The organism is Streptomyces sp. PA03-5A (assembly GCF_033792725.1).
Lineage (GTDB): Bacteria > Actinomycetota > Actinomycetes > Streptomycetales > Streptomycetaceae > Actinacidiphila.
The window spans coordinates 21,159-43,345 of sequence record NZ_JARAVL010000009.1 but is presented as its reverse complement, the minus strand read 5'-3'; the positions used below and the strand labels follow the sequence as shown (position 1 = coordinate 43,345).

20 protein-coding genes are annotated in these 22,187 nt (G+C 74.9%); 13 read left to right on the top strand and 7 right to left on the bottom strand.

Translation table 11 applies throughout. The annotated features are described in order from the left end of the window. The first annotated feature begins 42 nt into the window (after nt 1–42). On the top strand, nt 43–2,082 hold the full coding sequence (locus PV410_RS13100) for a serine/threonine-protein kinase (RefSeq protein WP_500324278.1): 2,040 nt from the start codon (nt 43–45) through the stop codon (nt 2,080–2,082). A 491-nt stretch (nt 2,083–2,573) separates the two neighbouring features. On the opposite strand, the gene PV410_RS13095 is transcribed toward PV410_RS13100, so the two are convergent. Beyond that, on the bottom strand, nt 2,574–3,470 hold the full coding sequence (locus tag PV410_RS13095) for a LysR family transcriptional regulator (RefSeq protein ID WP_500324277.1): 897 nt from the start codon (nt 3,468–3,470) through the stop codon (nt 2,574–2,576). 182 nt (nt 3,471–3,652) lie between these two features. Between PV410_RS13095 and PV410_RS13090 the strand changes: the two genes are divergently transcribed. From PV410_RS13090 to PV410_RS13065, 6 genes are all read left to right on the top strand, one after another. Further along, entirely contained in the window at nt 3,653–4,561 is a 909-nt protein-coding gene (locus PV410_RS13090; protein WP_500324276.1) for an SDR family oxidoreductase, read from the top strand. Between the two features lie 33 nt (nt 4,562–4,594). Then, nucleotides 4,595–5,224, top strand: coding sequence for a hypothetical protein (locus tag PV410_RS13085; RefSeq protein WP_500324275.1), 630 nt, complete (start codon nt 4,595–4,597; stop codon nt 5,222–5,224). A gap of 54 nt (nt 5,225–5,278) precedes the next feature. Continuing rightward, complete coding sequence (locus PV410_RS13080; RefSeq protein ID WP_500324274.1) at nt 5,279–6,382, top strand: NAD(P)H-dependent flavin oxidoreductase; 1,104 nt, start codon at nt 5,279–5,281, stop codon at nt 6,380–6,382. A gap of 13 nt (nt 6,383–6,395) precedes the next feature. Further along, nucleotides 6,396–7,964, top strand: a complete 1,569-nt coding sequence (locus PV410_RS13075; protein WP_500324273.1) for an acyl-CoA synthetase — start codon at nt 6,396–6,398, stop codon at nt 7,962–7,964. A 100-nt stretch (nt 7,965–8,064) separates the two neighbouring features. Further along, nucleotides 8,065–8,886, top strand: a complete 822-nt coding sequence (locus PV410_RS13070; protein WP_500324272.1) for a universal stress protein — start codon at nt 8,065–8,067, stop codon at nt 8,884–8,886. 93 nt (nt 8,887–8,979) lie between these two features. Next, on the top strand, nt 8,980–9,678 hold the full coding sequence (locus tag PV410_RS13065; RefSeq protein ID WP_500324271.1) for an alpha/beta fold hydrolase: 699 nt from the start codon (nt 8,980–8,982) through the stop codon (nt 9,676–9,678). Here the strand turns inward: PV410_RS13065 and PV410_RS13060 are convergent. The 6 genes from PV410_RS13060 to PV410_RS13035 form a co-directional block, all read right to left on the bottom strand. After that, on the bottom strand, nt 9,647–10,069 hold the full coding sequence (locus PV410_RS13060; protein WP_500324270.1) for a rhodanese-like domain-containing protein: 423 nt from the start codon (nt 10,067–10,069) through the stop codon (nt 9,647–9,649). The two genes, PV410_RS13065 and PV410_RS13060, sit on opposite strands and share 32 nt — an antisense overlap. Further along, nucleotides 10,066–10,653 carry a cysteine dioxygenase gene (locus PV410_RS13055; RefSeq protein WP_500324269.1) on the bottom strand — a complete coding sequence of 196 codons (588 nt, stop codon included), beginning with the start codon at nt 10,651–10,653 and terminating at the stop codon, nt 10,066–10,068. The genes PV410_RS13060 and PV410_RS13055 overlap by 4 nt, the downstream gene beginning before the upstream one ends. Before the next feature lie 217 nt (nt 10,654–10,870). Next, nucleotides 10,871–11,419, bottom strand: coding sequence for a chloramphenicol phosphotransferase CPT (gene cpt, locus PV410_RS13050; protein WP_500324268.1), 549 nt, complete (start codon nt 11,417–11,419; stop codon nt 10,871–10,873). Nucleotides 11,420–11,456: 37 nt separating this feature from the next. Further along, the gene (locus PV410_RS13045; protein ID WP_500324267.1) at nt 11,457–12,122 is read right to left on the bottom strand and encodes a phosphotransferase; all 666 of its coding nucleotides are present in this window, start codon (nt 12,120–12,122) and stop codon (nt 11,457–11,459) included. After that, nucleotides 12,113–12,634, bottom strand: a complete 522-nt coding sequence (locus tag PV410_RS13040) for an isochorismatase family protein (protein WP_500324266.1) — start codon at nt 12,632–12,634, stop codon at nt 12,113–12,115. Before PV410_RS13040 ends, PV410_RS13045 begins: the two co-directional genes overlap by 10 nt. A gap of 82 nt (nt 12,635–12,716) precedes the next feature. Beyond that, nucleotides 12,717–14,348 (bottom strand): acyl-CoA synthetase, encoded by a 1,632-nt coding sequence (locus PV410_RS13035; RefSeq protein ID WP_500324265.1) that lies wholly within the window; start codon nt 14,346–14,348, stop codon nt 12,717–12,719. A 188-nt stretch (nt 14,349–14,536) separates the two neighbouring features. Between PV410_RS13035 and PV410_RS13030 the strand changes: the two genes are divergently transcribed. The 6 genes from PV410_RS13030 to PV410_RS13005 all read left to right on the top strand — a co-directional run bounded on the left by PV410_RS13030 (nt 14,537) and on the right by PV410_RS13005 (nt 22,148). Further along, nucleotides 14,537–15,340: a crotonase/enoyl-CoA hydratase family protein gene (locus PV410_RS13030; RefSeq protein ID WP_500324264.1), complete on the top strand. Its 804-nt coding sequence runs from the start codon at nt 14,537–14,539 to the stop codon at nt 15,338–15,340. Nucleotides 15,341–15,360: 20 nt separating this feature from the next. Next, nucleotides 15,361–16,314, top strand: coding sequence for an OB-fold nucleic acid binding domain-containing protein (locus tag PV410_RS13025; protein ID WP_500324263.1), 954 nt, complete (start codon nt 15,361–15,363; stop codon nt 16,312–16,314). Then, the gene (locus PV410_RS13020) at nt 16,311–17,384 is read left to right on the top strand and encodes a thiolase family protein (protein WP_500324262.1); all 1,074 of its coding nucleotides are present in this window, start codon (nt 16,311–16,313) and stop codon (nt 17,382–17,384) included. Before PV410_RS13025 ends, PV410_RS13020 begins: the two co-directional genes overlap by 4 nt. Further along, nucleotides 17,381–18,559 (top strand): thiolase family protein, encoded by a 1,179-nt coding sequence (locus tag PV410_RS13015; protein ID WP_500324261.1) that lies wholly within the window; start codon nt 17,381–17,383, stop codon nt 18,557–18,559. The genes PV410_RS13020 and PV410_RS13015 overlap by 4 nt, the downstream gene beginning before the upstream one ends. A 108-nt stretch (nt 18,560–18,667) precedes the next feature. Further along, on the top strand, nt 18,668–18,907 hold the full coding sequence (locus tag PV410_RS13010) for a DUF397 domain-containing protein (RefSeq protein WP_018561140.1): 240 nt from the start codon (nt 18,668–18,670) through the stop codon (nt 18,905–18,907). 358 nt (nt 18,908–19,265) lie between these two features. After that, on the top strand, nt 19,266–22,148 hold the full coding sequence (locus tag PV410_RS13005) for an ATP-binding protein (protein ID WP_500324260.1): 2,883 nt from the start codon (nt 19,266–19,268) through the stop codon (nt 22,146–22,148). The last annotated feature ends 39 nt before the right edge of the window (nt 22,149–22,187 follow it).

Genomic DNA, 22,187 nt, shown 5'->3' with positions numbered 1-22,187 from the left:
CTGGGTACGGGGAGAGGCGGACGACCGGGGGCGGCGCACACCATGACGGCAGGTCGGTACGACGGGGGAACACTGCTGCGCGACCGCTACCGGCTGCGGGAGCGGATCGGGCGCGGCGGCATGGGCGAGGTCTGGAAGGCGCTGGACGAGTCGCTGGGCCGGGAGGTCGCGGTCAAGTGCCTGAAACCGACGAGCCCTTCACTGGACCCGTCCGTGCACCGGGTGCTGCGGGAGCGCTTCCGCCGCGAGGCACGGGTCGCGGCGGCGCTCCAGCACCGCGGCGTCACCGTCGTCCACGACTTCGGTGAGAGCGAGGGCGTGCTCTTCCTCGTCATGGAGCTGCTCGACGGCCGCAACCTGCGGCAGTTGCTCGGTGACAACGAGGGCCGTCCGCTGCCCGTCCCCGACGTCACCGACATCGCCGTGCAGATCGCGGCGGCCCTGGCGTACACCCACGCCCGGGGCATCGTGCACCGCGACCTGAAGCCGGCGAACGTCATGCGGCTCGCCGACGGCGACGTGAAGATCTGCGACTTCGGCATCGCCCGCCTCGGCCACGACATCGGCTTCACCTCGCGGCTGACCGGCACCGGGGTCGCCATGGGCACCCCGCACTACATGTCGCCGGAGCAGATCGGCGGCGAGGACGGGATCGACCACCGCAGCGACCTCTACTCGCTCGGCTGCGTCCTCTACGAGATCGCCACCGGCGCGCCGCCCTTCGATCTCGACGACACCTGGGCCGTCCTCGTCGGCCACCGCGACACTCCGCCCCGGCCGCCGCGCGAGCACCGGCCCGACCTGCCCGGGGAACTGGAGCAGCTCGTCCTCGACCTGCTCGCCAAGAACCCGGAGGACCGCCCGCAGAGCGCCGCCGACGTGGCCGGACGGCTCAAGACGCTCCGGGACGGCGGGCAGGGCGGGCAGGGCGGCACCCGCCCCGAGCCCGGGCTGCCCTCCTGGGCGCGCCGTCTGGAACTGCGGTCGGGGGCGCCCGGCATGCACGGCACCGCGGCCCTGGCGAGCCGGCACACCACGGCCGTCGGACTCGCCCGGCTGGGCCGCTGGTCCGAGGCCGAACGGTCGCACCGCGCCGTCGCCGAGGAGCGCGAACGGCTGCTCGGGGCCACCCATCCCGACACGCTCACCAGCCGCTACGAACTCGCCCTGTGCCTCAGCCGCGGCGGCCGCCACGCCGAGGCGCTGCGCGCGTACGAGGAAGTTGCCGCGGCCCGGGCGCAGGCCCTGGGCGCGGATCACCCCGCCGTGCTCGCCGCCCGCCAGGAGGCCGCCTACGCCCTCGGACGGCTCGGCCGCCACGAGGAGGCCCGCCAGGGGTACACCGCGGTGCTCGCCGCCCGCGAGGGGCGGCAGGGCACCGACCATCCCGACACCCTGCACTGCCGGCACAACCTCGCCGTCACCCTCGGGCTGCTCGGCCGCACGCAGGAGGCGTACGCGCTGGCGGCGCAGGTCGCGGACTCCCGCACCCGCGTCCTGGGCCCCGCCCACGCCGACACGCTCACCACCCGCTGCGAGGTCGGCCATCTGCTCGGGCTCCTCGACCGCTGGCCGGAGGCCCGCGCCACCTACGCCCACGTCGCCGCGACCCGGGCCGCACTGCTGGGGGCCGACCATCCCGACACCCTGGCCACCCGCCACGAACTGGGCATCTGCCTGGGGCGGATGGGCCTCGGCGCCGAGGCCCACGAGCTCTACACCGACCTCGTCGCCCTCCGCACCCGCCTGTCGGGCCCCGCCCACCCCGACACCCTCCGCGCCCGGCACGGCCTCGGGGTCAGCCTCGGCCGTCTCGGCCGCTGGAGCGACGCCCTCGCCGAGGCCCGCGACGTCGCGGCGGTCCGCACCCGCGCGCTCGGCACGGACCACCCCGACACGCTCGTCAGCCGCCGCGAGATCGCCGTCGCCCTGGGCTGGCTGGGGGACTGGCGCGAGGCCCTGGCTCTCCACGAGGCCGTGGCGGAGGCCCGCGAGCGGACCCTCGGCCCGGAGCACCCCGACACGGTGGCCAGCCACGAGGACCGGGCCCGCTGCCGCGAACAACTGGGCCTGCCCTGCTGACCGGACGATCGGATGACCCGTGCGACTCCGGGGACGGAGGCGGCCGTCCGGGCGCGCGTTCCGTGTCCGGAGGCGGCCGATGAGGAGCCGCCGCGGAGCTCGCCGGGCCTGTCGAGGGCCGCTTCGGCGGTGGTCGCCGCACCGCCGCCGTCGAAGCGGCGTGCCGAGCAGTCGGTCGCGGCTTCCGGCTGCGGGTCCGGAGTCGCGGAGGACGGGTTCTGCCGGGCCTGCCTCCGACGAGCCCGCGTAGGCCGTGTTCCCGGCGCCGTGGCCCTGGCGCGCCGAGTACCCGGTTGCGGCGGTCGGCCGCGGGTTCCGGGTTCAGGGGCGGCCGGTGGGAACCCGGCGCGGCGGACGCCGTGGCGCAGTCCGTCGTGCCTGTCGAGGTGGCTTCGGCGGTGGCGGCCGCACAACTTCGGCGGAAGCGCCTGCGGGCCCGCACGGGGCTGCGCTCCTGGCGCGCCCGGAACCCCGCGCGCGAGGTTCCGCGTTCAGGGGCGGCTGGTCAGGCGGGACTGCGCTGCCTTGCGGAAGGCCGCCACGAGGCGGTTGCCGTCGCCGGCGCGGGTCGCCAGGACGACGTGGCTCGGCTCGACGTCTTCGAGGGGGATCGCGGTGAGGTCGGGGCGCAGGCCGCCGCGGACGCCCGCCGAGATGGTCACGGCCTGCCCGGCGGCGACCACCTCGAACTTGTCCTCGACGGCGTCGATGAGGGGGCCGTCCGGCGCCGGGCTGCCGTCGGGGCGGGGGTCGATCCGCCAGAACGCGCTCCACGACGGGTCCGACTGCCGTACCCGGGGCAGGGGTTCGCCGGCGATGTCGTCGAGCGTGACGGACTCCTTGCCCGCGAGGCGGTGGTCCAGTGGCACCACCAGCACCCGGGGTTCGTCGTACAGCACGGTCACGTGCAGCCCGCCGGTGGGGAACGGCAGCCGCGTGACGAGCGCGTCCACCCGGTGGTCCAGCAGTGCCGCGCTCGCCTCGTTCCAGGGCACGTGCTGGGTGCGCACGTCGGCGTCGGGATGACGGTGGCGCAGTTCCCGCACCGCGGGGGTGACGATGAGGCCCGCGGTGTAGCCCACGGTGATCCGGCTGGGCCGGGCGGCGGCGCGGGTCTCGGCCGCGGCACTCGCGGCGGAGCGCAGCAGCGCCCTGGCGCGGGGCAGGAAGACCTCCCCGGCCTCGGTGAGGACGGTGCCCCGCGGGGTGCGGTCCAGCAGGCGCGCGCCCAGTTGCTGCTCGAGGCGGCGGACCTGCCGGCTCAGGGACGGCTGCGTGACGTGCAGCGCCTCGGCGGCCCGGCCGAAGTGCCGGTGCTCGGCGACGGCCGTGAAGTAGCGCACGAGCCGCAGGTCGAGATCCGGCGGCGCGGAGGAGGACTCGGACATGACGCCCAGCCTAGTCCGTCCCGTCCCCTTCCACCTGGGGTGATGCCCGGAACGCATTGCGCCGTGCAGAACGGGCCTTAGACCGCGGGTGGTCCCGGCCCGCACGATGGAGACCGCCCCGGACCGCGCCGCCGGCACCGCGCGAGGGGCGGCACCACACCACCTCATCGAAGGATCGCAGCATGCGTGTATTCGTCACCGGCGCCACCGGGCACATCGGGACCGCCGTCGTCGCCGAACTCCTCGGGGCCGGGCACGAGGTCGTCGGCCTCGCCCGCTCGGACCGTTCCGCCGCCGCCCTGACGACCGTGGGGGCCGGGGTCCACCGCGGCAGCCTGGAGGACCTCGACGGCCTGCGCCGCGGCGCCACGGAGGCCGACGGCGTCATCCACCTGGCCTTCGGCCACGACTTCTCCGACTACGCGGGCGCAGTCGCCACCGACCTGCGGGCCGTCGAGGCGATGGGGGACGCGCTCGAGGGCTCGGGACGCCCCTTCGTGATCACCTCCGGCACGCTGATGCTCGCCTCCGCCGTCGCGGGCCGCCCCGGGACGGAGGACGAGGCGGCGCCCCCGGCATCTCCCCGTGGCGAGGCGGAGAACGCGGCCGTCGCGCTCGCCGCGCGCGGGGTCCGGTCGTCGGTCGTCCGCCTCGCCCCGTCCGTGCACGGCCCGTCCGACCGGCACGGCTTCGTCCCGCGGCTGATCGGCATGGCGCGCGACAAGGGCGTCTCGGCGTACGTGGGGGACGGCGCCACCCGTTGGCCCGCCGTCCACACCCTGGACGCGGCGCGCCTGTTCCGCCTGGCCCTGGAAGCGGCGCCGGCCGGCTCGCGGCTGCACGGGGCCGGTGACGAGGGCATCCCGTTCCGGGAGATCGCCGAGGCGATCGGGCGCGGCCTGGACGTCCCGGTGAAGAGCGTGCCGCGCGAGGCGGCGGAGGAGCACCTCGGCTTCCTGTCCGGCTTCGTGACGCTGGACAACCCGACGTCGAACGCGCGCACCAGGGAGCTCCTGGGGTGGCGCCCGGAGCACCCCGCGCTGCTCCAGGACCTGGCGGAGGGCCACTACTTCGACCGGTCCGACGCCTGATCCGCGACGGCGGACGGCGGATAGCCTGCGGCCATGACCGGGCAGTCGTACGACGCTTCGCGCATCACCGTCCTGGACTTCGACGCGGGGGTGCGCGCCTGGCCGGGGAGGTACTTCCGGTTCGGGCAGGGCGATCCGCGGCTGCCGACCGCCGTGCTGTCCGCCGTCGCCGGGCACGTCATGCACCCGGCGGCCGCGGTCGCCCCGTCGCATTCGCTGAGCGGGCTCGTCGAGATCACCGCTGAGCTCTCCTTCACGGTGACCCTCGACGAGCCGCACTCCTGGGAAGGGCAGGAGGCTCCCGCCCCCGGGTACTTCGGCTCGCTGCTCGGCCCCGCGTGGCTCCTGCCGGCCGCCGCCGCGGCGCTGAGCACGCGCACGGTGGTGGAGATGTGGTGCGGCGGCCGCGGTTTCCGGCAGGAGTCGACGGGGCTCAGGCCCGTCTCGGCGCCGCTCGAGCGGGCGGCGCCAGCAGGGTGCGGGAGCCGGTGGGAATTCGCCCTGGACGGCGGGTACTTCGGGCCGGGCGCCGCCCTCTCCCCGGAGCCGGGACAACTCGATCCGTGCGAGCCCGCCTGTGCGGGGCCCGCGGGGCCCGGCCGGGTGGTCGTCCGGGACCTGCGCGACGGCGGGTGGGGAGAGGTGTGCTTCCCTAAAATCTGACGCTGCATCAGAAAATCTCTTCCCCCGGCCGGTCCGCTCGGGCATCCTGCCCCCATGGAGACGGAGCTGAGCAAGAGGCTGGGCATCGAGCACGCCATCTTCGGCTTCACGCCGTTCCCCGCCGTCGCGGCCGCGATCAGCAGGGCCGGGGGCATGGGAGTCCTCGGGGCGGTGCGCTACACCGCGCCCGACGAGCTGGCCCGGGGCCTGGAGTGGATGGAGGCGCACACCGGCGGCCGGCCGTACGGGCTGGACGTCGTCATGCCGGCCAAGAAGGTCGAAGGCGTCACCGAGGCGGACGTCGAGGCGATGATCCCGGAAGGGCACCGCCAGTACGTCCGGGAGGTGCTGGCCAAGCACGGCGTGCCCGAGCTGGAGCCGGGCGACCCCACCGGCTGGCGCATCACGGGCTGGATGGAGCAGGTGGCCCGCTCGCAGCTCGACGTCGCCTTCGACTTCCCGATCGGCCTGCTCGCCAACGCGCTGGGCTCCCCGCCCGCGGACGTCGTACGGCGCGCCCACGACCGGGGCGTCCCCGTCGCAGCCCTCGCCGGCAGCGCCCGGCACGCCCGGCACCACCAGGAGGCGGGCATCGACATCGTCGTCGCGCAGGGCTACGAGGCCGGCGGCCACACCGGCGAGATCGCCGGCATGGTGCTGGTGCCGGAGGTCGTCGGTGCCGTGGACCCGCTGCCCGTGCTCGCCGCCGGAGGCATCGGCACCGGTGAGCAGGTCGCCGCGGGACTGGCGCTGGGCGCCCAGGGCGTGTGGCTGGGCTCGGTGTGGCTGACCACCACGGAGGCAGAACTCCCCTCCTCCGCCCTGGTCCGCAAGCTCCTCGCGGCCGGCTCGGGGGACACCGTCCGCTCGCGCGCCCTGACCGGCAAACCGGCCCGCCAGCTGCGCACCGAGTGGACCGACGCCTGGGACGGCCCGGCCGGGCCCGGAGCGCTGCCGATGCCCCTGCAGGGCCTGCTGGTCGCCGACGCGATCACCCGGATCCAGAAGTACGAGGTGGCGCCGCTGCTCGGCACGCCGGTCGGCCAGATCGTGGGACAGATGCGTGAAGTACGCAGCGTCCAGGCGGTCTTCGACGACCTGACCCGCGGCTTCGAGCGGGCCGTCGACCGCATCAACCGCATCGCCGGACGCACCTGAGGAGGCGGCACCCATGACACCGACCACGGCGAACGCCCCCAACGGGTTCTGGGCCCAGGCCGCCGCCGACCCGGAACGGGTCGTGCTCACCTCTCCCGACGGCGACCGGTGGAGCGCCCGGCGGCTGCACGAGGAGTCCAACCGCCTCGTCCACGGACTGCGCGCCGCCGGCCTGCGGACCGGCGACGCCTTCGCGGTCGTGCTGCCGAACGGCGCCGAGTTCCTCACGGCGTACCTCGCCGCCTTCCAGGCCGGGTTCTACCTCGTCCCGGTCAACCACCACCTGGTGGGGCCCGAGATCGCCTGGATCGTCGCCGACTCCGGCGCGAAGGTGCTCGTCGCCCACGAGCGCTTCGGTGACCAGGCACGCGCCGCCGCCGACGAGGCGGGACTGCCCGGGACACGCCGGTACGCCGTCGGCGCCACGGGCATCGACGGCTTCCGCCCGTACGCGGACCTGCAGGCCGGCATGCCCGGCACCCCGCCGAGGGAGCGCACCACCGGCTGGGTCATGAACTACACCTCCGGCACCACCGGCCGCCCCCGCGGCATCCGGCGCGCCCTGTCCGGCAGGCCTCCCGAGGAGACCCACCTCGGCGGCTTCCTCGGCATCTTCGGCATCCGCCCCTTCGACGGGAACGTCCACCTCGTCTGTTCGCCGCTGTACCACACGGCGGTGCTGCAGTTCGCCGGCGCCGCGCTGCACATCGGCCACCCGGTCGTCCTGATGGACAAGTGGACGCCCGAGGAGATGCTGCGGCTGATCGACGTCCACCGCTGCACGCACACCCACATGGTGCCGACGCAGTTCCACCGGCTGCTGGCCCTCCCGGAAGAGGTCAGGAGCCGCCACGACGTCTCCTCGATGCGGCACGCCATCCACGGCGCCGCGCCCTGCCCCGAGCACATCAAGCGGGCCATGCTGGAGTGGTGGGGGCCGTGCGTCGAGGAGTACTACGCGGCCAGCGAGGGCGGCGGCACCTTCGCCTCCGCCGCCGAGTGGCTGAAGAAGCCCGGCACGGTCGGCAGGGCGTGGCCGATCAGCGAGATCGCCGTCCACGACGACGACGGCAACCGGCTGCCGCCCGGTGAACTCGGCACCGTCTACATCAGGATGAACACCCCCGGCTTCCGCTACCACAAGGACGAGGCCAAGACCCGGGCGAGCCGCATCGGCGACTTCTTCACCGTCGGGGACCTGGGCTACCTGGACGAGGACGGCTACCTCTACCTCCGCGACCGCAAGATCGACATGATCATCTCCGGTGGCGTCAACGTCTACCCCGCCGAGATCGAGGCCGCGCTCCTCAGCCACCCCGCGGTCGCCGACGCGGCCGCCTTCGGCATCCCCCACGACGACTGGGGCGAGCAGGTCAAGGCCGTCGTCGAGCCCGCCCCCGGCCACGAGCCCGGGCCGGAGCTGGCCGCCTCCGTCCTGGCCCACTGCGAGGAGCGCCTGGCGGGCTACAAGCGCCCCCGGTCGGTGGACTTCGTCGCCGAGATGCCGCGTGACCCCAACGGCAAGCTCTACAAGCGCCGGCTCCGCGACCCGTACTGGGAGGGCCGCGCACGGCCGCTGTGACCGCCCGGCCGCCCGGCCCCCGGACGGCCGGACGGCCGTGTCCGCCGGGGCGCCGGGCGGGGCGGCGGCGCCTACTGTGGAGGCGAGGGAGGCACATCCGATGACCCGACCCGTCACCGTGGGCCTGGACGGCTCGCCGGAAAGCCACGCCGCCATGCACTGGGCGGCGGGGGAGGCGCTGCGGAGATCGGTGCCGCTGCGCCTGGTGCACGCCGGGGGACACCCGTACGGCGACGCGGTGGTGCGCGAGGCCGCACAGGAGCTCGCCGAGCGCTATCCGGAGCTGCCCGTGACGACGGACGTGGCCGACGGCCCGCCGGCGGAGCTGCTGGTCGCGGAGGCGGGCCGCAGCGAGTTGCTCGCGCTCGGCTCGCAGGGGCTGAGCGGGCTCAGCGGCTTCCTCCTCGGGTCCGTGGGGCAGGCGACGCTGGCCCGCGCCGAGGGCCCCGTCGTGGTCGTCCGCACCGGCCAGGACGAGGGAGCCGGGGACGACCGGCGGCCCGTGGTGCTGGGCTTCAGCCTGCGGCAGGGCGCGGACGACGTGATCGCCTTCGCGGTGGAGCACGCGCGGCGGCGCGGGGTGCAGCTGCGGGTGGTCCACGCGTGGTCGTACCCGCCGACGTACGGATACGTCCCCGCGGCCATGGACCCCACCTGCGGCGCGGAGATCTCGGCGGCGGAGCGGCACGCGGTGCAGGCCGCCCTCGCGCCGTGGCGGGAGAAGGCGCCCGGTGTGGAGATCACGGAGGAGGTCGCCGCGGGCAACGCCGCGCAGCCCCTGGTGGACGCGGCGGCCGGCGCCTCGCTGCTGGTCGTCGGACGGTGCCGGAACCGGCACGGAGGCGCGGGCCCGCACCTGGGCCCCGTGGCGGCCGCGGTGCTGCACCACGCGGCCTGCCCGGTGGCCGTCGTCCCGCACTGACGCCCGCGGGAGCGGGCCTGTTCGCGGTGGGCGGACCGGAACGGGTGACGCCCGGACGAGTGACGTCTCCGGTCGGCGGGTAGCGTCGCCCGGGTGAGCGATCTCCACACCGTGCAGGTGAACGGCATCCGGATGGCCTACCGCAGCTGGGGCGAGGCGGACGCGCCGCCGCTCGTCCTGCTCCACGGACGCGGCTTGGACGGCGCCGACTGGCAGCCGGTCGCGCCCGCGCTGGCCTCGGCCCACCGGGTGTACGCGCCCGACCTGCGCGGCCACGGCGCCAGCGACTGGCCGGGCGAGTACGCCTTCGAGGCCATGCGCGACGACGTCGTGGCCTTCCTGGACACCCTCGGCCCGGAGCGGGTGGTGCTGGCCGGGCACTCGATGGGCGCGGTCGTCGCCTACCTGGTGGCGGCGAAGGTGTCGACCCGGCTGGCGGCCCTCGTCCTGGAGGAGCCCGTGCCGCCGGACCCGGAGGTGCCACCGCGGGCCGTGCCGTCCGGCCCCGAGGGGGACGAGACGTGCGACTGGCGGGTCATCGCGGCCGTCAACCGCTGGCGCAACGCCCCCGACCCGGGCTGGTGGGACCTGCTGGCGACGATCGACTGCCCCACCCTGGTCCTCGCCGGCGGGGCGGCCAGCCACGTCCCCCAGGACGGCATCGCGGCCGTCGCGGCCCGGGTGCCGGGGGCGCGGCTGGTGACGGTGGAGGCGGGGCACCTGGTCCACCAGGAGCGCCCGGCGGACTTCCTCGCCGAGGTCAGGGGGCTCCTTCCGGCGCCCCGCCCTTGACCGGCAGCCCGGCCCGCAGCCACGCCTGGAAACCGCCCTCGAGGTCGGTGGCCCGGGTCAGGCCGACGTCCAGCAGCGAGGCCGCCGCCAGGCTGGAGGTGTAGCCCTCGGAGCACGCCACGATCCAGCGCACGTCGGGGCCGGTGGCCTCGGGGACGCGGGCGTCGCTCAGCGGGTCCAGCCGCCATTCGAGGACGTTGCGCTCGATCACCAGGGCGTCCGGGAACTCACCCTCCAGGGCCCGCTGCGCGGCCGGGCGGATGTCGACCAGCAGTGCCTCACCCGCGGCGATCTCGGCCGCCGCGTCGTCGGGCCCGACCCGGTCCAGCCGGGCCCGGGCGCGGTCGAGCATCCGGTCGATGCCGGACCTGACGGTGGCGGACGGGTTCATCGGGCGGCCTCCGGAGCGGTCGTGGACGCGGACGCGGTCACGGCCAGGGCGCGTGACAGGGGGACGGCGCGGGGCACCGCGGAGGGCTCCGGCTCGTCCGTCAGCACGGTACGCGTGCGCCGCAGCGAGCGCGCGGCGTCGACCGCGTAGTACGACATCGCCGTCAGGGGCGGCGAGTAGGCGTGCACGCTCACCGCGGGCGCGGCGGAGACGTTGACGACGTCGTGGACGTGCCCGAGCGGGAAGGCCGCGCCGCCGCCCGCGGCGAGTTCGCGGGTCGCGATGCTGCCGTGGCCCCGCTCGTCGTGGAGCCAGCGGTGCTCGGTGAGCGTGCCGCCGACGACGGTCAGGGCACCGAGCGAGCCCGCGTGGTCGTGCAGTTCGGTGGACGTCTCGCACGGCCACGTGATCAGCCAGACGTCCACGTAGGGGTCCTGGTGCAGCCGGGTGTACCAGCGGCGGTCGGGCAGGTGGACGGGCAGGTGCACACCGGCCTCGACGGCGGCGGCGTAGCCGCGGACGAGCGCGCGCAGTTGGGGGAGGACGAGCGGGGTGGGACCGCTCGCCCGGTGGTGCAGGGCCATGGGAAGGGCTCCAGAGCGGGAACACGACGTGCCCCGCCTGGGCGGGAGGGCAGGTCATGGGGTGGTCGGGGCTACGGAGGTCAGCCCCGGCGACAGCTCTGGTCGAAGTGGTGCGCACGGCGTCCCGGCCACAGGGGGCCGAGGTTCCAGATGTTCGTGCGCATGGACCCATGCAAACACACGGACCGCCGGTCTGTCCCCTCCGGAGTCGGGTACGTCACACAGGTGACACATGGGCCGCGACGGCCCGCGCGCACTCCATGGACTCCATGCGTGTCGTGTCCACTTCGATGTCGTAGACGACTCCCCGGTGGACCGCCTCCGCCTGCGCCGCCGCCATGCCCGGTACCCGGTCGCCCCGGGCGATCTCCCGGCCCGCCGCCACCTCGGGGGCGCAGCGCACGCCGACCCACAGCACCTCCAGGCCGTCCAGGGCCCGCCGCCAGCGGTCCTGCGAGGCGGGGCCGCCGAGGAACACCTCGTCGACGACGACCCGGGCACCGGCCCGCGCCATGGCAGCGATACCGGCCGTCCAGGCCTCGTCCAGGGCCCGGAAGGCGGCGCCGACCGACACGCTCCCGTCGGCACCGAAGCCGATGCCCGCCCCGGCCCCGGAGCCCCGCAGCCCGGCGGGCAGGCCGTCGACGAGCGTGTCGGAGCCGAACGTCAGCCACGGGTCCGGCAGGAGCACCGACTGCAGGCAGCGCGCGATGCCCGACTTGCCGGAGCTGGAGCCGCCGTTGAGCACGATCACCTGGTGGGCCATCGGGCCAGGCTAGGGGCGGTGCCGGAGGGTCCGCGAGTCAATTGACCTCCGGCGAGCGGCGGGCGAAGCGCCGGAGCCTTTGTTCCTCGGCGGGCAGCAGATTGGGGTTGGCGAGGCGCGCGGCGATCGCCTCGGCCATCCTCGGCGCCGGGTCGGCGGGGGCGGCGTGGAGGAATCCGGCGACGAAGACGCGCAGGCCGACGTCCCGGACGGGGCCCAGGCCGACGCCGCGCAGGATGGCGACGGTCAGCGCGGTGTCGGCGGCGGGGTCGCCCGCCGCGGCGTTGCTCCAGTCGATCAGCACCGGTCCCTCCGGGGTGAGGATCACGTTCTCCGGGTGCAGGTCCAGGTGGAGGACGCGGTCCCGGGCGGGATCCCCGGAGGTGAAGCGGCGGCCGAGCCAGCGGGGCGCCGGGACGGCATGGAGGGACGCCTGCAGCCCGGCCAGCAACCGTCCGTGGGCGTACGCCCGCCAGGGCCTGCGGGCCAGGTCCCGGGCCATGGTGGGGCCCGTCAGGCGGTCCATGACGAGGTCGGTGCCGTCCGCGTCGTGCACCCGGGGCACCGCGAACCCCACGCCGGCGAGGTGGGCCATCAGGCGGGCCTCCTCGTGGGCCGAACCGCCGTGCCGGTAGCGGCGCAGGACCCGCGTGCCGTCCAGGGCGTAGACGTCGGCGTCGCGGCCCGCGCCGATCAGCTCCACAGGGCCTTCGCCAGCTCCCCCGCCGGGGCCACGGTCCCGAAGCGCGGGAGGGCGAGCGTCACGGCGGCCTCGTGCTCCGCCGCGCTCAGCGCGGTCATCGCGTCCTCGGCGAAGTGGAGTGCGTACCCGTGGTCGGCCGCCGCGCGGGCCGTGGACTCGACGCCCATGTTCGTCGCGATGCCGGCGATCACGAGCGTGCCGACGCCGCGCTCCCGCAACTCCTCGTCCAGGCCGGTCCCGTGGAAGGCGCCCACGGTCCGCTTGACGATCACGAGGTCGCCCTCCCGCTCCAGCCCTTCGACGAGCTCGCTCCCCGGCGGCTGCTCGTCGACCCCGGGGCGCTCCACGCGCACCAGGACGACCGGCGCCCCCGCCTCCCGGAAGGCCGTCGCGAGTCCCAGCGACGCCAGCACGACCTCCTCGCCGGACCGCGGAGCCAACGGCAGCTCCACGATGCGTTCCATCAGGTCGATCAGGACAAGTGCGGTGCGTTGGGGCTCGAGACGCGTCATGGGCACACCTTAAGTACCCCCGCCGCGCGTGCGCAGGGGCTCGCGGCCATCGGGTGCCCCCGCGCTCGGCTCACCTCGGTGTTCAGCCGCAGGCAGCTCCCTGCGCGGCCGTCTCGCGGGCCCACCGGTAGTCGGCCTTGCCGCTGGGGGAGCGCTGGATGAGGGGGGTGATGACGAGGCTGCGCGGCACCTTGTAGCCGGCGAGACGGGCCCGGCAGTGGGTCTGGATCTCCTCCAGGGAGGGCGCCGGGGCGCCTTCGCGCAGCTGGACGACGGCCGAGACGTGGTGGCCCCACTTCGGGTCGGGGACACCGGCCACCAGGGCGTCGTACACGTCGGGGTGGGCCTTCAGCGCCTCCTCGACCTCCTCCGGGTAGACCTTCTCGCCGCCGGTGTTGATGCACTGCGAGCCGCGTCCGAGCACGGTGACGATGCCCTCGTCGTCGACGGTGGCCATGTCGCCGAGCAGCACCCAGCGCTCGCCGTCGCGCTCGAAGAAGGTCTGGGCGGTCTTGCCGGGGTCGTTGTAGTAGCCGAGCGGCACGTGGCCGCGCAGCGCGATGCGCCCCGGTTCACCTGGGGCCACGGGCCCCAGGGAGGCGGGGTCGACGACGGCGATGTGCGTGCTGACGCGCAGCCGGAAGCCCCTGCGCGGACCGGCGTCGTCCGTGGCGGTGCCGTTGAAGCCGGACTCGGACGAGCCGAAGTTGTTGAGGATCATGCAGTTCGGGGCGAGCGCCTGGAACTGCGCGCGCACGGTCTCGGAGAGGATCGCGCCGGAACTGGAGAGGCTGAACAGCGAGGAGACGTCGGTGTCCTTGAGCGGTCCGGCCAGGGCGTCGGCGAGGGGACGCAGCATGGCGTCGCCGACCAGCGAGACGCTGGTGACCTTCTCGCGCTCGATCGTGCGCAGCACCTCCACGGGTGCGTACTTGCTGTGGACGACGACCTTCTGGCCGTAGTGGAAGCCGATGAAGGCGGTCAGCGTGGAGGTGCCGTGCATGAGCGGCGCGGTGGGGAAGAAGACCAGGCCCTCACCGCCGGCCGCGACCCGTTCGGCGAGTTCCTCGGGGCGGGAGACGGGGACGCCGGTGGGGGCGCCGCCGCCCATGCCGGAGAAGAAGAGGTCCTCGTGGCGCCACATGACGCCCTTGGGCATGCCGGTCGTGCCGCCGGTGTAGATGATGAAGCGGTCGTCGGCGGAGCGGGCGGGGAAGTCGCGGGCGGGCGATCCGGAGGCCTCGGCGTCGGCGAAGCCGACCGGTGCGACGGCGGGTTCGGGCGCGTCCGGTGGCGCGTCGCCGACCCGTACCAGGTGGCGCAGCCGTTCGGTACGGGGCAGGGCCGCCGCGACGCGGCCGGTGAACCCGGCGTCGAAGACGAGCGCCGTGAGGTCGGCGTCGCGGTAGAGGTAGACGAGCTCGTCCGCCACGTAGCGGTAGTTGACGTTGACCGGGACGGCGCGGATCTTCATGCAGGCCAGCGCCGTCTGCAGGTACTCGACGCCGTTGAGGAGGTGCAGGCCCACGTGTTCGCCGGGGGCGACGCCGTGGTCCGCCAGGTGGTGCGCCAGGCGGTTGGCCGCCGCGTCGAGCTGCGCGTAGGTGAGCCGGCGCTCGGCCCCCGTGCCGGGGTGGTCGAGATGCACCAGTGCCTCGCGGCCGGGCACGGTGTCGGCGACCGACTCGAAGAGGTCGGCAAGGTTGTACTCCACGGCTCCTCCTCACCGGGGCCGGGGGACCGGGTGCGCGTCCGGCTCCCAGCCGGTCATCAGAGCACCCCGCAGGGGGGCTGTGAAGGGGTCCCGCGGCAAGAATCTGACTGACAGTCAGAAAAGTATTGAACTCGACCTGCACCTACTGCAACCTGTTCTAGGTCCGGTACCAGAGGCGGGAGGACGCGATGGGCGGCACCGAACACCTCACGGTGGAGCGCGTCGGCGCGACACTCGTACTGACCCTCAACCGGCCGGAGGCGCGCAACGCGCTCTCCCTGCCGATGCTCGTGGGCCTCCACGACGGCTGGCTGGAGGCCGACCAGGACGACGCGATCCGCTCCGTGGTCCTCACCGGCGCCGGCGGAGCCTTCTGCTCCGGCATGGACCTCAAGGCGCTCGCCGCGAACGGAGGCATGGCGGGGCAGCAGTACCGGGAGCGCCTCACCGCCGACCCCGACCTGCACTGGAAGGCGATGCTGCGCCACCACCGCCCCCGCAAGCCGGTGATCGCCGCCGTCGAGGGGCCCTGCGTGGCCGGCGGGACCGAGATCCTCCAGGGCACCGACATCCGCGTCGCGGGCGAGAGCGCGGTCTTCGGCCTGTTCGAGGTGCGCCGCGGCCTCTTCCCCATCGGCGGCTCCACCGTCCGCCTCGCCCGCCAGATACCACGTACGCACGCCCTGGAGATGCTGCTCACCGGCCGCCCCTACACCGCCGCCGAGGCCGAGCGGATCGGGCTGATCGGCCACGTGGTCCCCGACGGCACCGCCCTGGACGAGGCGCTGGAGATCGCCGCACTGGTCAACGCCAACGGCCCGCTGGCCGTCGAGGCCGTCAAGGCCTCGGTCTACGAGACCGCGGAGATGACCGAGGCCGAGGGACTGAGGTCCGAACTGGAGCGCGGCGGGCCAGTCTTCGCCACCGCCGACGCCAAGGAGGGCGCCAGGGCCTTCGGCGAGAAGCGCCCGCCCGTCTACCGCCGCGCCTGACACGGGAGGTCATCACCGCCATGCCCGAACCGCTCACCGCGCCCCTCGTCGTCGAGTTCCCCTTCACCCGCTCCCTCAGCCCGGTGCAGAGCGCCTTCCTCACCGGGTTGCGCGAGCGGACCGTCCTCGGCGTGCGCACCGGGGACGGGCGGGTGCTCGTGCCGCCCGTCGAGTACGACCCGGTCACCGCCGAGGAACTGCGCGACCTCGTCGAGGTCGGCACCACCGGCACGGTCACGACCTGGGCCTGGAACCCGTCGCCGCGGCCGCAGCAGCCGCTGACCACCCCCTTCGCCTGGGTCCTGGTCCGCCTCGACGGCGCCGACACCGCGCTGCTGCACGTCCTGGACGCACCCGGCCCGGAGGCGGTGCGCACCGGCATGCGCGTCCGCGTCCGCTGGGCCGGACGGCGCACCGGCGCCGTCACCGACATCGCGTGCTTCGAACCCGCCGCGGACGACGACGCCGCCGGGGCGGCCGCGGCGACCGCGCACACCGGCGCGTTCGCCGAACCCGTCACCGGCATCACCGTGCCCGCCCGGCTGGAGTACACCTACGCCCCGGGCCGGGCCCAGAGCCGCTACCTCGCCGCCCTCGCCGGGCACCGCACTGTCGGCGAGCGGTGCCCTTCCTGCCGCAAGGTCTACGTCCCGCCCCGGGGCGCGTGCCCCACCTGCGGCGTCGCCACCGACGAACAGGTCGAGGTCGGCCCGCGCGGCACGGTCACCACCTTCTGCATCGTCAACATCAAGGCCAAGGGCGTCGCCATCGAGGTGCCCTACGTCTACGCCCACATCGCCCTCGACGGCGCCGGCCTCGCCCTGCACGGACGCATCGGCGGCATCCCGTACGACCAGGTGCGCATGGGCCTGCGCGTGGAGCCCGTATGGACCGGCGACGGACGCTACCCCGACCACTACCGGCCCACCGGCGAGCCCGACGCCGACTACGACACCTACAAGGAGCTGCTGTGACCACGGCGACCACTGCGCAGGCGCGCCGGGACGTGGCCATCGTGGCCTTCGCCCAGACCCGGCACGTGCGCGACAGCGCGACCCTCTCCGAGGTCGAGATGCTGATGCCGGTGCTGCACGAGGTGCTGGGCCGGGTAGGCCTCACCGCGGGCGAGATCGGCTTCACCTGCTCGGGCTCCTGCGACTACCTGGCGGGGCGTGCCTTTTCCTTCACCATGGCGCTCGACGGGGTCGGGGCCTGGCCGCCGATCTCCGAGTCGCACGTGGAGACCGACGGGGCCTGGGCGCTGTACGAGGCCTGGGTCAAGCTCCTCACCGGCGAGGCCGACACCGCCCTGGTCTACTCCTACGGCAAGTCCTCGCCGGGGCGGCTGCGGGACGTGCTGACCCGCCAGCTCGACCCCTACTACCTGGCACCGCTGTGGCCCGACTCCGTCGCCCTGGCCGCGCTCCAGGCCCAGGCGCTGATCGACGCGGGCGACACGGACGAAGGCGCGCTCGCCGCCGTCGCCGGCCGCAGCCGGACCGCCGCCGGGAGCAATCCGTACGCCCAGGAGTCCGGCGACCGGCCGCAGGGCGAGTACGTGGTGCGGCCGCTGCGCCGGGGCGACTGCCCGCCGGTCGGCGACGGCGCGGCCGCGGTGGTGCTGGCCGCCGGGGACACCGCCCGGCGGCTGTGCGAGCGCCCCGCCTGGATCCGCGGCATGGACCACCGCATCGAGGCCCATGCGCTCGGCGTCCGAGACCTCACCGACTCACCCTCCGCCCGCCTGGCCGCGCAACGCGCCGGGGCCTTCGACGCACCCGTCGACACCGCGGAACTGCACGCCCCCTTCACCTCCCAGGAAGTTGTGCTCCGCAAGGCACTCGGCCTGGGGGACGACGTCACGGTCAACCCCTCGGGCGGCCCGCTCGCCGCGAACCCCGTGATGGCCGCCGGCCTGATCCGGCTCGGCGAGGCCGCCGCCCGCATCCATCGCGGCGAGTCCCGCCGCGCGCTCGCCCACGCCACGTCCGGGCCCTGCCTGCAGCAGAACCTGGTCGCCGTCCTGGAAGGAGAGGACCGATGAGCGCGGTGACCGGCAAGGAACCCGTCGCGGTCGTCGGCGTCGGCCAGACCCACCACACCTCGGCGCGGCGCGACGTGTCCATCGCGGGACTCGTCCGCGAGGCGGCGCAGCGTGCCCTGGTGGACGCGTCGATGACCTGGGCGGACGTGGACGCGGTCGTCATCGGCAAGGCCCCGGACTTCTTCGAGGGCGTGATGATGCCCGAGCTGTACCTCGCCGACGCCCTCGGCGCGGTCGGCAAGCCCATGATGCGGGTGCACACCGCGGGCTCCGTGGGCGGCTCCACCGCGCTCGTCGCGACCAGCCTGGTCGCCGCGCGGGTGCACCGCACCGTCCTGACGCTCGCCTTCGAGAAGCAGTCCGAGTCCAACGCGATGTGGGGGCTGTCGCTGCCCGTCCCCTTCCAGCAGCCCCTGCTGGCCGGGGCGGGCGGGTTCTTCGCGCCGCACGTGCGCGCCTACATGCGGCGCACCGGCGCGCCCGACACCGTCGGCGTCCTCGTCGCGTACAAGGACCGGCGCAACGCGCTGAGGAACCCGTACGCCCATCTGCACGAACAGGACATCACCCTGGAGAAGGTGCGTTCCTCGCCCATGCTCTGGGACCCGATCCGCTACTCCGAGACGTGCCCGTCCTCCGACGGCGCCTGCGCGATGGTGCTCACCGACGGGGCCGGCGGGCGCCGCGCCCCCGGACCGGTGGCGTGGGTGCACGGCGGGGCGATGCGCAGCGAGCCCACGATGTTCGCGGGCAAGGACTTCGTCAGCCCCCGGGCCGGACGCGACTGCGCGGCCGACGTCTACCGGCAGGCGGGCATCACCGATCCGCGGCGGCAGATCGACGCCGTGGAGATGTACGTGCCCTTCTCCTGGTACGAGCCGATGTGGCTGGAGAACCTCGGCTTCGCCCAGGAGGGCGAGGGCTGGAAGCTGACCGAGTCGGGGGTGACGGAGCTCGACGGCGACCTGCCCGTCAACCCTTCGGGTGGTGTGCTGTCCACCAACCCGATCGGTGCCTCGGGGATGATCCGCTTCGCCGAGGCGGCCCTCCAGGTGCGCGGCACGGCGGGCGGCCACCAGGTGGACGGCGCACGCCTGGCGCTGGGTCACGCGTACGGCGGGGGTTCGCAGTTCTTCGCCATGTGGGTGGTCGGATCCGGGCACCCCGGAGAGTGAAGCGGGCATGAACCGGTACCGGGTCCGGGCAGGTTCTTCCATGACCTGTCCGGGCCCCGGCACGGTCGCTAGGCTGGCCCGGACGACGGAGTCGGGAGGAGAGCGGACGTGGCCGAGAGCACGATCGGATCGCCGTTGGCCAACGGGAAGAAGCCGCAGCTTGATCTGGCCAACGCAACATGGCAGTCGAGCAGCCAGGGCACAGGAGACGTCCAGATCGCCTTCGTCGAGGGCTACATCGCCATGAGGGACGGCCGGAGCCCCGAGGGGCCCTCGCTGATCTTCACCCCGGCGGAATGGCGGGCCTTCGTCCTCGGGGCCCGCGACGGCGAGTTCGACCTCACCTGACGGAAGCTCACGGGCGCGCCGGGCAGCCCGCCCCGTCCACGACGACGGGCTGCCGGCGCACCCGGCCGGGCGCGCCCCGGAGGCCTTGGTGCCCCCGGTTCCCGCGCCCGCGGCGTCCCGCGTACCGCTGCCGTTCCGGCATGTGCCGGGGGCATCACGGTGATGCGTTCCCGCACGTGGGCGCACCTGATCGAGCACGGTCGATCATTCCGCGGACGATTGTGAACAGCCGTCACCACTTCACATTTATGTACTCACGCAGGGTCCCTGGTGGCGTACGCTGAGGTGCCACCGGACAGGCGTCCGAGCATCACCGGCGCGCCCCGGCGCGCGCCGGATCAGGGGCAGGGGGTGCACTATGGCGCGGCGCACACCGAAGTCCCGGCGACCGCTCCTCGAACGCGAGGCCGAGCTCGTGGCCGTCGACGAGGCGCTGGCCGAACTCACGGGCATACGGGCCGAGGGGGACCACCCCCGCGCCGGCACACGGCGCGGCGGCGTGCTCGCCTTCGCGGCCCCCGCGGGCCTCGGCAAGACGACCCTGCTCGCGGAGACCCGGCGCCGGGCCTCCGCCCTCGGCTGCACCGTCCTGTACGCCCGCGGCGGCGACCAGGAACAGGGCGTCGCCTTCCACGTCGCACGCCAGCTGCTCCAGCCCCAGCTCGCCGGAGCCGGTGACGGGGTGCTCCGCACCACCCTCGGCAGCTGGTACGGCATCGTCGGCCCCGCCCTGGGGCTGTGCACCGACGGCGAGGGCGCGCCCCCGGACCCGCAGGGCCTCGCGGACGGACTCGACTGGGTCCTCACCCACATCGCCGTCCGGCGTGCCCCCGTGGTCCTCGTGCTCGACGACGCCCACTGGGCCGACCCCGAGTCCCTGGGCTGGCTGGCCGCCTTCGCACCGCGCGCCGAGGAACTCCCCATGCTCGTCGTCGTGGCCTACCGCCCCGACGAACTCCCCGCCCACGCCGAGGCGTTCCGCGGCCTCCCCGACCGCTCCGGCACCCGCCCGCTCGGTCTGGAACCGCTCAGCGCCGCCGCCATCGGCCGGCTCATCCGCGACGCCGTGGGCGACCACGCCGACGACGCGTTCTGCCGCGAGGCCTGGGCCGTCACCGCCGGCAACCCCTTCGAGGCCGTGGAGCTCACCGCCAAGGTCCTCGACCGGGCGCTGCGCCCCGACGAGTCCAGCGCGCACCTCCTGCGCGACCTCGCCGCCGCCGCCAAGGGCAGCGGACTCATCGCCCGCCTGGAACGCCTGGGCACCTCCACCGTCCGCATGGCGTGGGCCGCGGCCGTCCTCGGCACGTCCATCTCGCCGGCGATCGCCGCGAGCGTGGCGGGCCTGGGCGGCGAGGAGGCCGCCGACGCCGCTGACCGGCTCCGCAAGGCCCGCATCCTCACCGGCAGCGACGTCCTGGAGTTCGTCCACCCCCTCATCGCCACCGCCGTGTACCGGGCCATCCCCGACGCCGTCCGGGTCGCCCTGCACGGCCAGGCCGCCTGGTCCGTCGTGGACGCCGGGCTCGGCCCCTCCGCCGCCGCCCGCCACCTGCTGGAGACCCACCCCGAGGGCGACCCCTGGGTCGTCGGCCAGCTGCGCCAGGCCGCCCGGGACACCGCCCGGGCCGGCGCCCCCGACGCGGCCCGCCGCTACCTGGCGCGGGCCCTGCGCGAGCCGCCCCCGTTCGAGGACCGGGCGGCCGTGCTGTTCGAGCTCGGCTGCTCCTCCCTGCTCACCGAGCCGGCGACCACCGTCAACCACCTGCGCGCCGCGCTCGAGGAGCCCGTCGTCGACCCGGCGCTGCGCGACGCGATCACCTACCGGCTCTCCCAGGCGCTGGCCCACTCCGACCGGCTCGGCGAGGCCGCGGACACCGTCGGACAGGCCGCCCGGACCGCCACCAACGCGCGGGCCCGGCTGCGGATGCAGGAAGAGCAGTTCATGTGGGACGCCTTCCGCTCCGACGAACCCGACTCCCCGGCCCGTTCCCGCCGGCTGGCCCGCCTGGCCGACCGGCTGACCGGACGCGACCTGACCGAGCGCTACATCATCGGCCTGCGCGCCTGGGACGCCACCCTGCGCGGCGAGCCCGCCGAGACCGCGCTGCGGCACTCCGACCGCGCCCTGGACGGCGGACTGCCCTGGGCCAGCGAGGACTTCGGCTTCGAGGTCCCGGTCCTCGTCGCGATGACGTACATGTACGCCGACCGGCCCGGCCGCGCCGAGGAGCTCTTCGCCGCCGGCATCGGCGACTACGAGCGCCAGGGATGGCGCGGCGCCCACCTCGCCTTCGGCTACTCCCTGCTCGGGTACGTGCGTTACCGCCGCGGGCGCCTCGCCGAGGCCGAGGACTTCGCCCGCGACGGCCTGCGGCTCGCCGACCGCGTCGGCCGCGGCACCCCGGTCGTCTGGTACACCGTGGCGATCCTCGTCGAGATCCTGCTCGCCCGGGGCCGGCTGCGCGAGGCCGCGGCCCTCGCCGACGAGTACGACTTCTGCGAGCCCTTCCCGGCGGCCGTCACCTTCCCCGACGCCCAGACCGTCTACGGCGAACTGCTGCTCGCCCGGGGCATGGTCAACGAGGCCATCGCCCAGCTCGAGGCGTGCGGCCGCCGGCTCGACCCCCGGGGCATGCGCAATCCCGCCTGGTCCCCGTGGAAGCTCCACCTCGCGCTCGCCGAGGCCCGGGACACCCCGGAGCGGGCCCGTGCCACCGCCGCCGACGCCGTCGAACGCGCCCGCCAGTACGGCACCGCGTCCTCGATCGGCCAGGCGCTGCGGGTCTGCGCCGAGGTGGCCGCGGAACCCGACCGGCTCAAGCTGCTGCAGGAGGCGGTCACGCACCTGGAGCGCTCACCGGCCGGCTACGAGCTGGCCCGGGCCCTGGTCGACCACGGTGCCGCCCTGCGCCGCGAGGCCCGGCTCCACGAGGCGGCCGAGCAGCTCTACCGGGGTCTGGAGACCGCCGTCCACTGCGGTGCCGACCAACTGGCCGAGCGCGCCCGCGACGAACTCGCCGCCGCCGGACTGCGCCCGCGCAGGCTCCGTACGACGGAGACCGACGCCCTCACCGCCCAGGAACGGGCGGCCGCCTCGCGGGCCGCCCGGGGTGAGGACGACGAGCAGATCGCCGCAGGTCTGGACACCGACGTGGAGGGCGTCACCCGTCTGCTCTCCGCCGTCTACCGCAAGATCGGCACCGACCGGGCGGGCCTGTCCCGGGCGCTCGCCCCGTAGCGACGCGACCCCGGGCACACGGGCGGCCCGGGGACCGTA

Coding starts and splice junctions, on each gene's coding strand:
- PV410_RS13100 (WP_500324278.1), top strand. CDS start 43: ATGACGGCAGGTCGGTACGACGGGGGAACACTGCTGCGCGACCGCTAC.
- PV410_RS13095 (WP_500324277.1), bottom strand. CDS start 3,470: ATGTCCGAGTCCTCCTCCGCGCCGCCGGATCTCGACCTGCGGCTCGTG.
- PV410_RS13090 (WP_500324276.1), top strand. CDS start 3,653: ATGCGTGTATTCGTCACCGGCGCCACCGGGCACATCGGGACCGCCGTC.
- PV410_RS13085 (WP_500324275.1), top strand. CDS start 4,595: ATGACCGGGCAGTCGTACGACGCTTCGCGCATCACCGTCCTGGACTTC.
- PV410_RS13080 (WP_500324274.1), top strand. CDS start 5,279: ATGGAGACGGAGCTGAGCAAGAGGCTGGGCATCGAGCACGCCATCTTC.
- PV410_RS13075 (WP_500324273.1), top strand. CDS start 6,396: ATGACACCGACCACGGCGAACGCCCCCAACGGGTTCTGGGCCCAGGCC.
- PV410_RS13070 (WP_500324272.1), top strand. CDS start 8,065: ATGACCCGACCCGTCACCGTGGGCCTGGACGGCTCGCCGGAAAGCCAC.
- PV410_RS13060 (WP_500324270.1), bottom strand. CDS start 10,069: ATGAACCCGTCCGCCACCGTCAGGTCCGGCATCGACCGGATGCTCGAC.
- PV410_RS13055 (WP_500324269.1), bottom strand. CDS start 10,653: ATGGCCCTGCACCACCGGGCGAGCGGTCCCACCCCGCTCGTCCTCCCC.
- cpt (WP_500324268.1), bottom strand. CDS start 11,419: ATGGCCCACCAGGTGATCGTGCTCAACGGCGGCTCCAGCTCCGGCAAG.
- PV410_RS13040 (WP_500324266.1), bottom strand. CDS start 12,634: ATGACGCGTCTCGAGCCCCAACGCACCGCACTTGTCCTGATCGACCTG.
- PV410_RS13030 (WP_500324264.1), top strand. CDS start 14,537: ATGGGCGGCACCGAACACCTCACGGTGGAGCGCGTCGGCGCGACACTC.
- PV410_RS13025 (WP_500324263.1), top strand. CDS start 15,361: ATGCCCGAACCGCTCACCGCGCCCCTCGTCGTCGAGTTCCCCTTCACC.
- PV410_RS13015 (WP_500324261.1), top strand. CDS start 17,381: ATGAGCGCGGTGACCGGCAAGGAACCCGTCGCGGTCGTCGGCGTCGGC.
- PV410_RS13005 (WP_500324260.1), top strand. CDS start 19,266: ATGGCGCGGCGCACACCGAAGTCCCGGCGACCGCTCCTCGAACGCGAG.